This is a genomic window from Micromonospora chalcea (genome assembly GCF_028768405.1).
In the GTDB taxonomy this organism is placed as follows: domain Bacteria; phylum Actinomycetota; class Actinomycetes; order Mycobacteriales; family Micromonosporaceae; genus Micromonospora; species Micromonospora chalcea.
Window position 1 is genome coordinate 3,729,760 of sequence record NZ_CP118233.1, and the last position, 12,872, is coordinate 3,742,631.

10 protein-coding genes are annotated in these 12,872 nt (G+C 74.6%); 6 read left to right on the forward strand and 4 right to left on the reverse strand.

Translation table 11 applies throughout. The annotated features are described in order from the left end of the window. The first annotated feature begins 50 nt into the window (after positions 1–50). The 5 genes from PVK74_RS16215 (at position 51) to rocD (ending at position 5,541) form a co-directional block, all read left to right on the forward strand. Entirely contained in the window at positions 51–800 is a 750-nt protein-coding gene (locus PVK74_RS16215) for a cellulose binding domain-containing protein (RefSeq protein ID WP_274476723.1), read from the forward strand. Positions 801–805: 5 nt separating this feature from the next. Continuing rightward, the gene (locus PVK74_RS16220; RefSeq protein ID WP_274476725.1) at positions 806–2,245 is read left to right on the forward strand and encodes an RICIN domain-containing protein; all 1,440 of its coding nucleotides are present in this window, start codon (positions 806–808) and stop codon (positions 2,243–2,245) included. A 113-nt stretch (positions 2,246–2,358) separates the two neighbouring features. Next, positions 2,359–3,222, forward strand: coding sequence for a DMT family transporter (locus PVK74_RS16225; RefSeq protein ID WP_210869522.1), 864 nt, complete (start codon positions 2,359–2,361; stop codon positions 3,220–3,222). Between the two features lie 289 nt (positions 3,223–3,511). Then, positions 3,512–4,327: a dimethylargininase gene (ddaH, locus tag PVK74_RS16230; protein ID WP_181373781.1), complete on the forward strand. Its 816-nt coding sequence runs from the start codon at positions 3,512–3,514 to the stop codon at positions 4,325–4,327. Then, complete coding sequence (gene rocD / locus PVK74_RS16235; RefSeq protein WP_176722746.1) at positions 4,327–5,541, forward strand: ornithine--oxo-acid transaminase; 1,215 nt, start codon at positions 4,327–4,329, stop codon at positions 5,539–5,541. Before ddaH ends, rocD begins: the two co-directional genes overlap by 1 nt. Positions 5,542–5,597: 56 nt before the next feature. On the opposite strand, the gene PVK74_RS16240 is transcribed toward rocD, so the two are convergent. Together PVK74_RS16240 and PVK74_RS16245 are read right to left on the reverse strand one after the other, a co-directional pair. Then, a complete protein-coding gene (locus tag PVK74_RS16240; RefSeq protein ID WP_064447934.1) occupies positions 5,598–6,746 on the reverse strand; it encodes an FHA domain-containing protein in 1,149 nt (382 codons plus the stop codon). A 120-nt stretch (positions 6,747–6,866) separates the two neighbouring features. Further along, positions 6,867–7,919, reverse strand: a complete 1,053-nt coding sequence (locus PVK74_RS16245) for a fatty acid desaturase family protein (RefSeq protein WP_210873059.1) — start codon at positions 7,917–7,919, stop codon at positions 6,867–6,869. 287 nt (positions 7,920–8,206) lie between these two features. Here PVK74_RS16245 and PVK74_RS16250 point away from each other — a divergent pair, with 287 nt between their 5' ends. Next, positions 8,207–8,986 carry an SDR family NAD(P)-dependent oxidoreductase gene (locus PVK74_RS16250; protein ID WP_082931086.1) on the forward strand — a complete coding sequence of 260 codons (780 nt, stop codon included), beginning with the start codon at positions 8,207–8,209 and terminating at the stop codon, positions 8,984–8,986. 59 nt (positions 8,987–9,045) lie between these two features. On the opposite strand, the gene PVK74_RS16255 is transcribed toward PVK74_RS16250, so the two are convergent. Together PVK74_RS16255 and cutA are read right to left on the reverse strand one after the other, a co-directional pair. Further along, a complete protein-coding gene (locus tag PVK74_RS16255) occupies positions 9,046–12,450 on the reverse strand; it encodes an SCO7613 C-terminal domain-containing membrane protein (RefSeq protein ID WP_069087370.1) in 3,405 nt (1,134 codons plus the stop codon). A gap of 47 nt (positions 12,451–12,497) precedes the next feature. Further along, on the reverse strand, positions 12,498–12,818 hold the full coding sequence (gene cutA, locus PVK74_RS16260; RefSeq protein WP_030503202.1) for a divalent-cation tolerance protein CutA: 321 nt from the start codon (positions 12,816–12,818) through the stop codon (positions 12,498–12,500). Positions 12,819–12,872: the final 54 nt, after the last annotated feature.

A 12,872-nucleotide genomic window follows, 5' to 3' on the forward strand; every position in this document is an offset into this window, starting at 1 on the left:
CACCACTCCGGCGCCGACCGCCCCCGGCGCCCCCAGCTCGGGAGAGACACATGCTCCGTACGCTCGGCGCGGCACTGGCCGCCACCCTCGCCCTGACCGGCCTGACCGCCTCGGCGGACGCCGGCCGTCCCTCCGCCACCACGGCGATGACGGCCGCCGCCACGGCGACGCCCACTCCCACGCCCACCTTCGCCTGCCCGCCGGCGCTGCCGGTCACCGGCCAGGTGACCGGGGCCACCGCGACCAGCGTCACCATCACCTACTGGATGGTGCTCAGCCCGCCCTGCGGCTACGACCCGCCGCTCCTCGTCAGCCTCTTCACCAGCCGCGAGGACGCCACCGCGTGGCGCAACCCGGTGGCCGAAGCCGTCACGGGGCCGGAGCGCCAGGGAAAGGTGACAGTCACCGGCCTGGCCCCCGACACCGACTACTGGTTCCGGTTCGGCGACACCCACGGCACACGGGACCCGTACGTGATCGGCGGGCCGGCCCGGACGTCGGGAACCTGCTCCGCGACGGCCACGATCGACGCCGGCTGGGGCGGTGGCTTCGTCGCCACGGTCACCGTCCGCAACGACGGCGCCGAGCCGGCACCGGACTGGCTCGTCTCCTGGCGCTGGTCGGGTGACGAGCGCATCCAGTCGGTCTGGGGTGGGGTGGCGGAGGGCACCGGCCAGGACGTCGCGGTCCGCAACGCCTCCTGGAACGGGACGCTGCCGCCGGGTGGCTCGACGACGTTCGGCCTGCTCGTGGCGGCCGGCGCGACGCCCGGCACCATCACGCCGAAGTGTGGCAGGTGACAGCCGTGCGAGGGACGACACGGTACGGCGCGGTCGTGGTGGCGCTCGCGGTGGCTCTCGCGGCGGCGGTGCTGGGACCGGCGGCGGGCGCGCTGGCGGCGCCGGTGACAGTCACCAACGGCACCCAGTTCACCGACACGAGCGGCGCCGTGGTGCACGCCCACGGCGGCGGCGTGCTCAAGGTCGGCGACTACTACTACTGGTTCGGCGAGAACCGCAACCCGGACAACACGTTCCTGGCGGTCTCCGTCTACCGCTCGACGGACCTGCGCACCTGGGAGTTCCGCAACAACGTTCTCACCCAGTCGTCGGCGGCCGAGCTGCGGGTCGCCAACATCGAACGGCCGAAGGTCATCTACAACGCCGCCACCGGCCGGTTCGTGATGTGGATGCACAAGGAGAACGGGTCCGACTACAACGAGGCCCGGGCGGCTGTCGCCTCCTCGGCCACTGTGGACGGCAACTACACCTATCACGGCAGTTTCCGGCCGCTCGGGCAGCACATGTCCCGGGACATCACGCTCTACAACGACAACGGCACCGCGTACATGATCTCGGCCGCCGACGACAACTACGACCTGAACATCTACCGGCTCACGTCGGACTACCTCAACGTGGCCACCCTGGTGGGCAACTTCTGGGACGGCGCGCACCGCGAGGCGCCGGCGATGTTCAAGCGGGGCAGCACCTACTTCCTGCTGACGTCGGGGGCGACGGGGTGGAGCCCGAACCAGGCCCGGTACGCCACCGCGTCGAGCATCTCGGGACCGTGGAGCGGCTGGACCGACGTGGGCAACGGCACCACGTTCAACTCGCAGCCGGCGTTCGTGCTGCCGATCCAGGGCACGTCCGGCACCAGCTACCTCTATCTGGGTGACAGGTGGGCCGGAGCGTGGGGCGGCCCGGCCAACGACTCCCAGTACGTGTGGCTGCCGATCGCCTTTCCGACCGCCACCAGCATGAGCCTGACCTGGTACCCGTCGGTCACCATCGACGCGGCGGCGGGCACCGTCACCGGCAACTCGCCCGCCTACTACCGCGTCACCGCCCGGCACAGCGGCCGGGTGCTGGACGTGATCAACGGCTCCACGGCGAACAACGCCGAGGTCAAGCAGTGGAGCTGGAACGGCGGCGGGAACCAGAGGTGGGAGTTCCAGGACGCCGGCGGCGGATGGTTCCGCCTCGTCAACGCCGCGAGCGGCAAGTGTCTCGACGTCGCCAGCGCGAGCACCGCCGACGGCGCCAACATCATCCAGTACACCTGCGGCAGCGGCGCCAACCAGCAGTGGCAGTGGGCCGCGCGCGACGGCTGGTTCCAGTTGCGGGCCCGGCACAGCGGCAAGTGCCTGGACGTCGTCAACGCCGGCACCGGCGACGGCGCGGACGTCCAGCAGTACACCTGCGGTTCGGGCACCAACCAGCAGTGGTCACGCACGGTGGCGTGACCGGACGGCACGCCTGAGCGTGCGGAGCGAGCCCGGGGGTGTCGATTTCGGCACCCCTGGGTACTTCCTGCATGTCATGCGCGGCCTCCGCGCCTGGATCAGGAGGTGCCACAGTGAAGATCCTGTCCCGCCGGAACGCTCCGGCGACCAGTACCGATACCAACGGCGACGGTGTCGTCGACGAACGCGACCGGACCTCCGAGCAGCCGGCCGACCGGCCGGTGGTCACCGACCGCGACGAGGAGCGGACCACGTACCGCAGCGCCGCCACCGCCACCGACGACGAGCGCGCCCGGGACGCGGCGACCGACCGGGACGCACGCGACCTCGACGCCACCACCGACGGCCGGACGGCGACCACGACGATCGGCCGCCGGACCGTGGCGGCCGACGACGAGCGGGAGGCGGAGGCACGGCGGCGGGCCGCGGACCGGGGCGCGGCGGCGCGTGCGGTCACCGGCCGCCGGGTCGACGCCGACACGCGGACCGTTCCGGTGACCGACGCGCGGACCGCCGGCGCGGCGCCCGTCGCCGAGCGCACCACCGACCTGGACCGCGACGGCCGCGCCGACCTCGACCGGGACGGCCGCCCCGACGGTACGGACACCGACGGCGACGGTCGGGTGGACCGGCCGGAGCCGTACACCACGAAGCGTCCCCGGGCCAGCCTGCTCGCCACGCTCGGCCTGATCGTCTCCGTGGTCGGGGCGCTGTTCGTGCTCTCCGGCACGCTCGCCGGGTACGGCATCGGCGTCGGCGCGGCCGGCGCGGTGCTGGCCGTGCTGGGCCTGATCGCCACCCGTCGCCGGCACGTGGCGGGCAAGACCGACGCGCTGATCGGCATCGCCGTCGGCCTGGCCGCGGTGGTGCTCGGCATCGTGGCGATGACCGGCCAGTTCGACTGGCCGACCACCGACGGCGACTGGGCGGGCCGCTTCCGCGAGTGGCTCGACTCACAGTTTGCCAACTGGTTCTGACGGGCACTGTCCCGATCGCCGACGCAGGGCGTCGGCAGCCTGATCAGCTCCGGTGGTTCACCGGCCGGGCAACACCTCTTTCGGGGGCGGCGGTTCGCCGCCCCCGAAGTGTGTCCGGCGTCGACGCAACGATCGTTCGCCGCCCAGTGGCTCAACGCAACGATTCGCTGCTCAACGCAACTTCTCGCGGTGGATGTCGTCTACCCGGGCCGCATAACGTTGGACCACGGCGCCAGCCCGTGGGCCGACGGTGGCCGGGCGCGCCCGACCCTGGGAGCACGACATGACGATGGACGCCATCCGCCAGCGCTTTCTGATGTGCCGGCCGACGTACTTCGCCGTCGACTACGCGATCAACCCGTGGATGGACCCGACCGCCCCGGTCGACGCCGACCTGGCGATCCGGCAGTGGGAGCAGCTTCGGCGCACGTACCTCGACCTGGGCCACGAGGTCGACCTGATCGAGCCGGTCGCCGGCCTGCCGGACATGGTCTTCGCCGCGAACGGCGGCACCGTGATCGACGGCAAGGCCATGGCGGTGCAATTCCGCGACCCGCAGCGCGCGGACGAGGCGCCCGCGTACCGGGCCTGGTTCGAGGCCGCCGGCTTCGAGATGTACGACCCGAAGCACGTCAACGAGGGCGAGGGCGACATCCTGCTGGCCGGTGACCACCTGCTCGCCGGCACCGGGTTCCGCACCGCGCACGCCTCGCACGCGCAGCTCCAGGAGGTCTTCGGCTACCCGGTGGTCACCATGCAGCTGGTGGATCCCCGCTTCTACCACCTGGACACCGCGCTCACCGTGCTCGACGAGCGCACCGTGGCGTACCTGCCGGAGGCGTTCTCCCCTGGCAGCCGGGCGGTGCTGCGCCGGCTGTTCCCGGACGCGATCCACGCCACCATGGCCGACGCCGAGGTGCTGGGCCTGAACGCGGTGAGCGACGGCCGGCACGTGGTGCTGCCCGCGCAGGCCACCGACTTGGCCGCGAAGCTGCGCGACCGGGGCTACGAGACCATCGGGATCGACCTGTCCGAGCTGCGCAAGGCCGGCGGCGGACCGAAGTGCTGCACGTTGCGACTCCGTCAGGGAAAGGCGAGCAAGTGATCATCGACGACATGCTGCGGACTCCGTCCGCGGTCCGGGACGCGGAGCGTCACACGGCGCACAACTACCACCCGCTGCCCGTGGTGATCTCGTCGGCCGAGGGCGCCTGGCTGACCGACGTGGACGGCCGCCGCTACCTGGACTGCCTGGCGGGATACTCGGCGCTGAACTTCGGCCACCGGCACCCGAAGCTGATCGAGGCCGCGCACGCGCAGCTCGACCGGCTCACGCTGACCAGCCGCGCGTTCATCCACGACCAGTTCGCCGACTTCTGCCGCGAGCTGGCCGCGCTCTGCGGCAAGGACCTGGTGCTGCCGATGAACACCGGCGCCGAGGCGGTGGAGACCGGCATCAAGGTGGCCCGCAAGTGGGGCTACCAGGTCAAGGGCGTCACGCCGGGCCAGGCCAACATCGTGGTGGCGGAGGGCAACTTCCACGGCCGTACGACCACCATCGTCAGCTTCTCCACCGACTCCGACGCGCGCGCCGACTTCGGGCCGTACACCCCGGGTTTCACCGTGGTCCCCTACGGCGACCTGGCCGCGCTGACCGAGGCGATCGACGAGAACACGGTGGCCGTGCTGCTGGAGCCGATCCAGGGTGAGCAGGGCGTCGTGGTGCCGCCGGAGGGTTACCTGCCGGGTGTGCGCCGGGTCTGCACCGAGCGCAACGTGCTGTTCGTCGCCGACGAGATCCAGTCGGGCCTGGGGCGTACCGGCGCGACGTTCGCCTGCGAGCACGAGGGCGTCGAGCCGGACATGTACCTGCTCGGCAAGGCGCTCGGCGGCGGCATCGTGCCGGTGTCGGCGGTGGCCGCGAACCGCGACGTGCTGGGCGTGCTCCAGCCGGGCCAGCACGGCTCGACGTTCGGCGGCAACCCGCTTGCCTGCGCGGTCGCGACCGAGGTGGTCCGGCTGCTGGCGACCGGCGAGTTCCAGCGCCGCTCGGCCGAGCTGGGCGAGCGGCTGCACGCCGGCCTGCGCGGCCTGATCGGCAAGGGCCTGGTGGCGGTACGCGGTCGCGGCCTGTGGGCCGGACTGGACATCGACCCGGCGCTGATGACCGGCCGGCAGGCGTGCGAGCTGCTGATGGAGCGGGGTGTGCTCGCCAAGGACACGCACGGTTCGACCATCCGGCTCGCCCCGCCGCTGGTGATCACCGAAGAGGAGATCGACCACGCGGTGGCGCAGCTCGCCGCCGTGCTGGCCGGCTGAGGCCGTACGCGAGAAGGCGCCGGGACCGCGACGGTCCCGGCGCCTTCGCGTGCGGGTCACTGACGTGGCAGCCGCATCGCCATCGTCGGCGCCTCGGCCATCACCGAGTTCGGGGTGTACGTGGCGTCGCTGCTCATCTTGGCGGCGCGGCCCACCTGCACGCCCGGGTACAGCTCGATCAGGTCCCCCTCGGCGAGCACCCGGGACTGCTGCGGCGCCAGCGCGATCCGCTCGTTCTCCGCCATCGAGCCACCCGGGCGTACGCCGGAGCCGTTGGTGCTGGTGTCGGTGACCACCACCTCGCCCACGCGCAGCTCCAGCCGGATGTGGCTGCGGCTGATCCAGCGCCGGGCCTCGTCGTTGAGCCACTGGCCCAGCGTCACCGCGCCCGGCCCCTCCGGCGCCCGGCCGACCTGCACCGGCTCGGTCTCGGTGAGCGCGAACCGCTTGCGCACCAGCCCGCCGATGCGCACCGCGAGCACCTCGGTACGCGGGCGCGGACCGGCGTCGGAGAGCCGCGCGCCGTGCCGGGGGCAGGTCGGGGCGCCGGTGCGCAGCGTGGGCGGCGGCTGCTCGGCCGGCGCCCGGTCCACGGCGGCCAGGTCGGCGAACGCGCCGCCGCCCCCGCCGCCGCCGAACAGCGCGCAGCCCGGTTCGGGGCAGCGCCACTGCCGGGAGAGCAACTTGACGCCGGCCGGTGAGCGGCTGCCGGTGGCCGGGTCCTGGCCGCCGCCGACGTGCGCGATGAACACCGGCCCACCGGCGCCGGGCACCGGGGCGAGCACGCGCCCGGCCTGCCCGAGCCACGGGTACCGGCCCACCAGCCCGTCCAGCCGGGCCCGGGTGAGCACCGGCAGGCCGAGCAGGTCGGCCACCTCCAGCATCCGGTCACCGGGCTGGTCGAGCACCTCCACCAGGCCGTCGTCGGCCCAGCGGCGGACCACCATCCGCTCGTTGGAGGTCAGGTCGGCGTCGGACAGCAGCGCCCGGTGCACGATCGCGTAGACCGGGACGCTGTCCTCACCGATCTGCCGGGACAGCGCGTCGATGACCATGCCAAGGCGCAGCAGGCTGGCCGGCCGACCGCCGTCCAGGTTCTGCCAGCGGATGACCTCGGCCAGGTCGACCACGGCCCGGGCCAGCGACGGATCGGTGCAGACCCGTCCCTCGATGGCGTCGAGCACCTTGCTGATCTCGAATCTCATGCCGCAGCTCCGCACGATGTCGTCCCGTGACGCGGCCGGGGTGGTACGCCCCGCCGTGCCGCGCGCCACCACCGTGGCGCGCCCTCCACCAAGCGACGACCCTACCGGCAGCCGGCCGGGTCAGCCCGCGCGCAGCGGGCGGCCCACGTCGTGCAGGTGCGCCAGCGCCTGCCGGTACGACTCGATCAGCCCGGTCTCCGCGTACGGGACGCCCTGCTCCGCGCAGTACGCCATCACCAGCGGCCGGGCCCGGCGCAGGTTGGCGCGGGGCATGTTCGGGAACAGGTGGTGCTCGATCTGGTAGTTGAGCCCGCCCAGCGCCAGGTCGACGAGCCGGCCACCGCGTACGTTGCGCGAGGTGAGCACCTGCTTACGCAGGTAGTCGAGGCCGTCCTCGTCGGTGGGCATCGGCATGCCCTTGTGGTTCGGGGCGAACGAGCAGCCCATGTAGAGGCCCCACAGCCCCTGGTGCACGGCCGCGAACACCAGCGCCTTGGCCGGGGACATGACCGCGAACAGCAGACCGAGGTAGCCGGCGGCGTGGGCGGCGAGCAGCAGCGCCTCCACCGCGCGGTGCCGCATCGGCACCCGCCACCGCCCGTCCGGTTCGCGGTCGACGAGCGCCCGCACGCTCGCCACGTGCAGCGCCAGCCCTTCCAGCAGCAGCAGCGGGAAGAACAGCCACGCCTGGTGGCGGGCCATCCACCGGCCCAGGCCGCGCGTGGCGCTCGCCTGCTCGTACGTCCACACCAGCGCGCCCGCGCCGACGTCCGGGTCCTCGTCGGTGTGGTTCGGGTTGGCGTGGTGGCGGTTGTGCTTGTCGACCCACCAGCCGTAGCTGAGCCCGACGGCGAGGTTGCCGGCGACCAGCCCGGCCGCCTCGCTGGGCCCGCGCCGCCGGAACATCTGCCGGTGCCCGGCGTCGTGGCCGAGGAACGCCACCTGCGTGGTGGCCACCGCCATCACCACTGCCAGCGGCACCTGCCACCACGAGTCACCGACGAGCGCCACCACGGCCCAGCCGGCCAGGAACGCGCCGAGCGTGAGCGCGATCCGCAGCGCGTACCGGCCGGGCCGCCGCTCGAACAGTCCCGCCTCGGCGATGCGGCGGGACAGCCGCGCGTAGTCGCTGCCCCGCCGTGCCGCGGGTTCCGTCGACGTGGAAGAAGTCATGTCGCCCCCCGATGCGCGAGCCACGCTCTCGTACGCGACTCTCCGTCACCGATTCTGGCGACGATCGTCGCCGTGGGTAATCCCGCAGACCCCCGGCTCGAAGGTGGTGCTGTCCCTACCCCGCCGGGCCGGACCCGGGCAAACGATCTTCGTCACACCGCAGCAAGCCCACGCATCGGTGGGCGCACCCCCTCTGACCAGCTAATCTGTACGTAAAGATGAGTACAGTTCATCCGAACGGTCAGCCGTGCCGGACGCACGGTCATCGACAGACGGGAGACATCACGGTGCGTGGATTGACAGACAAGGTGGTGCTCGTGACGGGCGGCGGCTTCAGCCCCGACCAGGTCGGCTCCGGACTCGGCATGTCCATGTGCGTCGAGCTGGCCGCCGAAGGCGCGAAGGTCGTCGTCTCCGACCTCTCCCTGGAACGCGCCGAGGCGACTGTCACCCGCGTCAAGGAAGCCGGCGGCGACGCGGTGGCGGTGGCGGCCGACGTCACCGACGAAGACTCGGTACGCGCCATGGTGAGCGCCGCGCTCGACGCGTACGGGCGCATCGACGTGCTGGTGAACAACGCCGGCGTGTTCGGCGCGTACGTGCCACTGCTGGAGATCGAGAACAAGCAGTGGGACCGCGTCATGGAGGTCGACCTGAAGGGCGTCTTCCTCGCCACAAAGGCCACGTTGCCGCACATGCTGGAGCGCGGCAAGGGTGTCGTGATCAACGTGTCGTCGGCGTCCGGCCTGGTCGCCAGCGAGGTCGGCGCGGAGTACACCACCGCCAAGCACGGCGTCATCGGGCTCACCAAGCAGATCGCCTACGACTACGGCCACCAGGGCATCCGCGCTGTGGGCATCGGCCCCGGCGTGATCAAGACCGCCGCCTTCGAGGGCGCGGAGATCACCAGCGACTTCCCGTTCTACGACCTGACCATGCAGGCGCCCGCCGGCCGGTACGGCGAACCGCACGAGATCGCCCGCGCGGTCTGCTTCCTCGCCAGCGACGACGCGTCGTTCATCCACGGCCACACCATCCCGGTCGACGGCGGCTCGCCGATCAGGTGAGGCGCACCGGCGCAGCGAAGCCCTCTCACCACAGTCGGTGAGAGGGCTCGCCGCTCGGGTCAGCCGAGCCGGGCCACGGCCTCGCGCAGCCGGACCAGATCACGCCGGCGCCGCTCGTAGGTGGCGGCCAGCCCGATCAGCAGCAGCCCGCCCACGCCCAGGAAGAGCCAGCGGGGCAGCAGGTCCCAGCCCCGGGCCAGCTCGTGCAGCGCCAGCGGCACCAGCGTGGCCGCGCCCAGCACCACCGGCGCCTGCCAGCGCCGGGCCGCCCCGCCCAGCACCACCGCCACCGCCGCCGCGCCGAGCGCGAGCCGCCGCCACGGCTGCGGCTCACCGGAGACGAGCACCGACACGAGGCTCGGCAGGAACGCCGCGCCGAGCGCCGGACCGAACGTCAGCCAGCTGGTCAGCCCGGGCCGGCGTCGCAGCGCCAGCAGCCCGGCGCCCAGGGCGAGCGCCGCCGCCGGCAGCGTGTACGCCTCCAGCACGACCACCCCGCGCGCGGCCAGCACCAGCCACCCACCGACCAGTTCGCTGCCGGCGGCCACCGCGGCCAGCACGCGACGCCCGCCCGGCGACTCGCTCCGGCGCAGCACCCGGACCGCGACGGCCACGCCCCACAGCACGCAGACCGCCGCCGCGTGCCGCAACGAGCCGCCGGTGAGCAGCAGCGCGAGCAGCGCCACCGCCTGCGCCGCCGCCTCCAGCGCCCACGTGCCGGCCCGCCCGACGCCGCCCGGACCGCCGGACCGGACCACGCGCAGCAGCGGCGCCGCGTGCAGCGTCACGGCCGCGACGGCCAGGACCGCGAACGCCCCGGTACGCAGCGACTGCCCGGCCGTCAGCGACGCGACGAGGGCGAACCCGGTGGCCGCCGCGACGGCGCCCAGCCACCCCACGATCCGGACCACCGCCGGCCGTCCGGCCACCCCGGTCACCGCCCCGGCCACCACCAGCACACCGAGCGCGGCGAGCGTCCCGGCCCGGGTGGCGAGCAGACCACCGAACCCGGGTACGGCCAGCACCACGGCCAGCGGCACGAGCACCGCCCGGTACGCCCCGGTCAGCGCGGCGGTCAGCAACGCGGCCAGCCCGATCCCGAACGCCGTCGCCGGCACCACCGGCCAGGGCGCGCCGGCCGCCTCGGCCAGCACCGGCAGCGCCACCGCGCCGAACGGCGCCCCGGCGACCCACCACGCGACGCGGCGACCCGTCGCGGCGTACGCCCCGGCGGCGACGCCCAGGAGCAGCAGCACCAGCCCGGCGCGGGCGGTCCCGGCGGAAGCCGCCGCGGCGGCGGGCACCCCGGACCCGGGCCGCACCGGCAGGCTCGCGAGCACCAGCAGCACGGTCCGCGCCGTGGCCAGCAACGCCACCACGGCCAGCGCGGCGCCGACCGCGCGCGGGGCGGCCGCCGGCCGGGAGCCACCCCCGGCGGCGAGCGCCAGCAGGACCCCCGCCGCCGCGTAGAGCGCCACCGGTTCCCCGCCCGGCGCGACGAGCGGCACCAGGCCGGTCCCGGCGAGCGCCACGGCGAGCCCGGTCGAGGCGTACCCGCTCAGGTCGGTCCACAGGCGACGGACGGCGAGGGCGACGACCACCGGCACCACGACGGCGGCGGCAGCACCCCGCAGTTGCCACCACGGCGGCGCGCCGAGGCCGAACAGCGCGACGGCCACCGCCGCCGGTACGGCGACCAGCGCCACCGCGAGCGCGACGCCGCCGACGACCGGCTGCGCGCCCAGCCCGCGCCGGCCCAGCCCGGCCACCGTCACGCCGAGCAGCGCCGTCACGGCGAGCACCGCCACCGCCCCGCCGGGCGCGGCGACGCCGACCAGCAGCGCGTGCCCGAACAGCACCGCGGCGGCCGACGCGGCGACCGGGACGACCACCCGGCCCGGGCGCGGCCTGGCCACCGCCGCCAGCAGCAGCGCGGCGGCCGCCCCGAGGTCCACCACCAGCACCAGCGGCCACGGCACGGCCGTCACGGCCGGCGCGGCGAGCGCGACCAGCCCGGCGGCGATCACACCGACCAGCGGCCGGCCGGCCCGGGGCGTCAGCAGCGCGACCGCGCCGGCGGTCAGCAGCAGGGCCGCCGGGAGTTGCCAGCCCCAGGACGGGACCGGCACGTCCCGCCCGCCCTGCCAGGCCGGGAACGAGGCGCTCGCGGTCGCCGCGCCGACCACGCCGGTGAGCACGACAGTGACCTGGCCCAGCGCGGCGGCCACCGCGAGCACGCCCACGAGCGGACCGGTCCGCACCGGCGCGGGCAGCGCCCGGACCGCACCGGCGAGCGCCGCCACCACGAGGCCGGCGGCGATCAGCAGCAGCCCGGAACGCAGCTCGGCGACCGGCCGGATCAACGCGCCCGCGAGCACCGGCGCCAGCAGTCCGGTGGTGGTCGCGCGCCAGAACCGGCCGGCGGCCGCGACCGCGCCGGCGACCGCTGCCAGCGCCACCAGCAGCAGCGGGCCACCGGCCAGCAGCGGCGTGCCCGCCGCGTGGCCGACCGCCAGCGGCACCAGCGCGCAGCCGGCCGCCAGGACCAGCGCCACGCCGTGCCCGGTCCAGCCCAGCACCAGCCCGGCCGCCGACGCGGCGCTGTCGCCGGAGGTACGGCGGCGCAGCGCCACCACCACCGCGAGGTCGCCGAGCGCCACGGCGGTCAGCACCAGCGCCCAGCCGGCGGCGGTGGGCCGGAACGCGGCCACGGCCAGGGGCAGCACCGGCTGCGCCAGCAGCCACGCCGCGAACCAGGGTGCGGTGAGCCGGCTGACCAGCGCGTATCCGGCCGCCACCGCGGTACTGACGGCAGCGACCAGCGCCGCGTACCGGCTGCCGGGCAGGCCGGTCACCCCGAACAGGTCCACCGACCAGGCGGCGTACCCGTCCAGGACCACCAGCAGCAACGCCACCGAGGCGAGCGTCTCGGCGGTGCCGCGCAGCCCGCGCGCCCGGGCGACGAGCGGCGCGGCCAGAGCAAGCGCGGTGACCGCCAGCAGGACCAGCGCCCGGCCGGTCACCCCGAACGTGGCCCAGGCGACAGCGGTGAACACCACGGCGGCGGTGCCGAGCAGCAGTCCACCCAGGACGAACAGCAGCCCCTGCACCGCCCGGGCGGAGGTTTCCGCGCCGCCGGGGCGTACCGGGGCGGGGGCCTGCGGGATTTGACGCGGCGGCGGCGCCGGGAGCGGCGCGGGACCGGCGGCGCCCGGCACGGGGATCTCCTGACGGATCCGGGCGGCCAGCGCCGACCGCCGCTGCCGGGCCGTGGACAGGCGGCCGGACAGATCGTGGTACGCGAGCCGGGCCGCCTCGACGCGCGGCGCCAGCTCGGTGATCTCCCGGTCCAGCCGGATCACCTCGGCGGCGGGCGGGTAGGGCGGACGGCCGCAGCCGCGGCATCCGGCGACGAGGTCGGCCGGGGCGCCGCAACCGGGGCAGGGGTAGCCGGTGTTCTCCACCCGGCCAGCTTCGCGGGCGGCGGGGCGGGCGGACAGAGTAGGAGTACCTAGGGCCGGGTCTGCTCGCGCACCCAGGCGGTGTAACCGGGGTTGCCGCTGTCCTCCCGGCTGACCAGGATCTCCGGCACCTCGTACGGGTGGTTGGCGCGGAGCTGGTCGACCAGCGCGTCCACCCGGTCCGGCGCGGTCTTGAACCGCACCTGCCACTCGGCGGTGGTCTGGATCGCCGACTGCCACCAGTAGGTGCTGTCCACCGGGCCGCCGACCTGGGCGCACGCCGCCAGCCGGCCGGCGACCGCCGCGGCCGCCAGCACGTCCGCGACCCCGCGGGCGTCCACCACAGTCGTCACCACGCAGATCTGCTCCACCAGCGCACCTTACGCGGCGCGCGGCCGGCGCGCCGAACAGGCGCGGGGAATCGG

What these genes read in the sequence shown, in the direction of transcription:
- PVK74_RS16245 (WP_210873059.1), bottom strand. Translation starts at nt 7,919, where the DNA reads ATGACTTCTTCCACGTCGACGGAACCCGCGGCACGGCGGGGCAGCGAC.
- ddaH (WP_181373781.1), top strand. Translation starts at nt 3,512, where the DNA reads ATGGACGCCATCCGCCAGCGCTTTCTGATGTGCCGGCCGACGTACTTC.
- PVK74_RS16215 (WP_274476723.1), top strand. Translation starts at nt 51, where the DNA reads ATGCTCCGTACGCTCGGCGCGGCACTGGCCGCCACCCTCGCCCTGACC.
- PVK74_RS16240 (WP_064447934.1), bottom strand. Translation starts at nt 6,746, where the DNA reads ATGAGATTCGAGATCAGCAAGGTGCTCGACGCCATCGAGGGACGGGTC.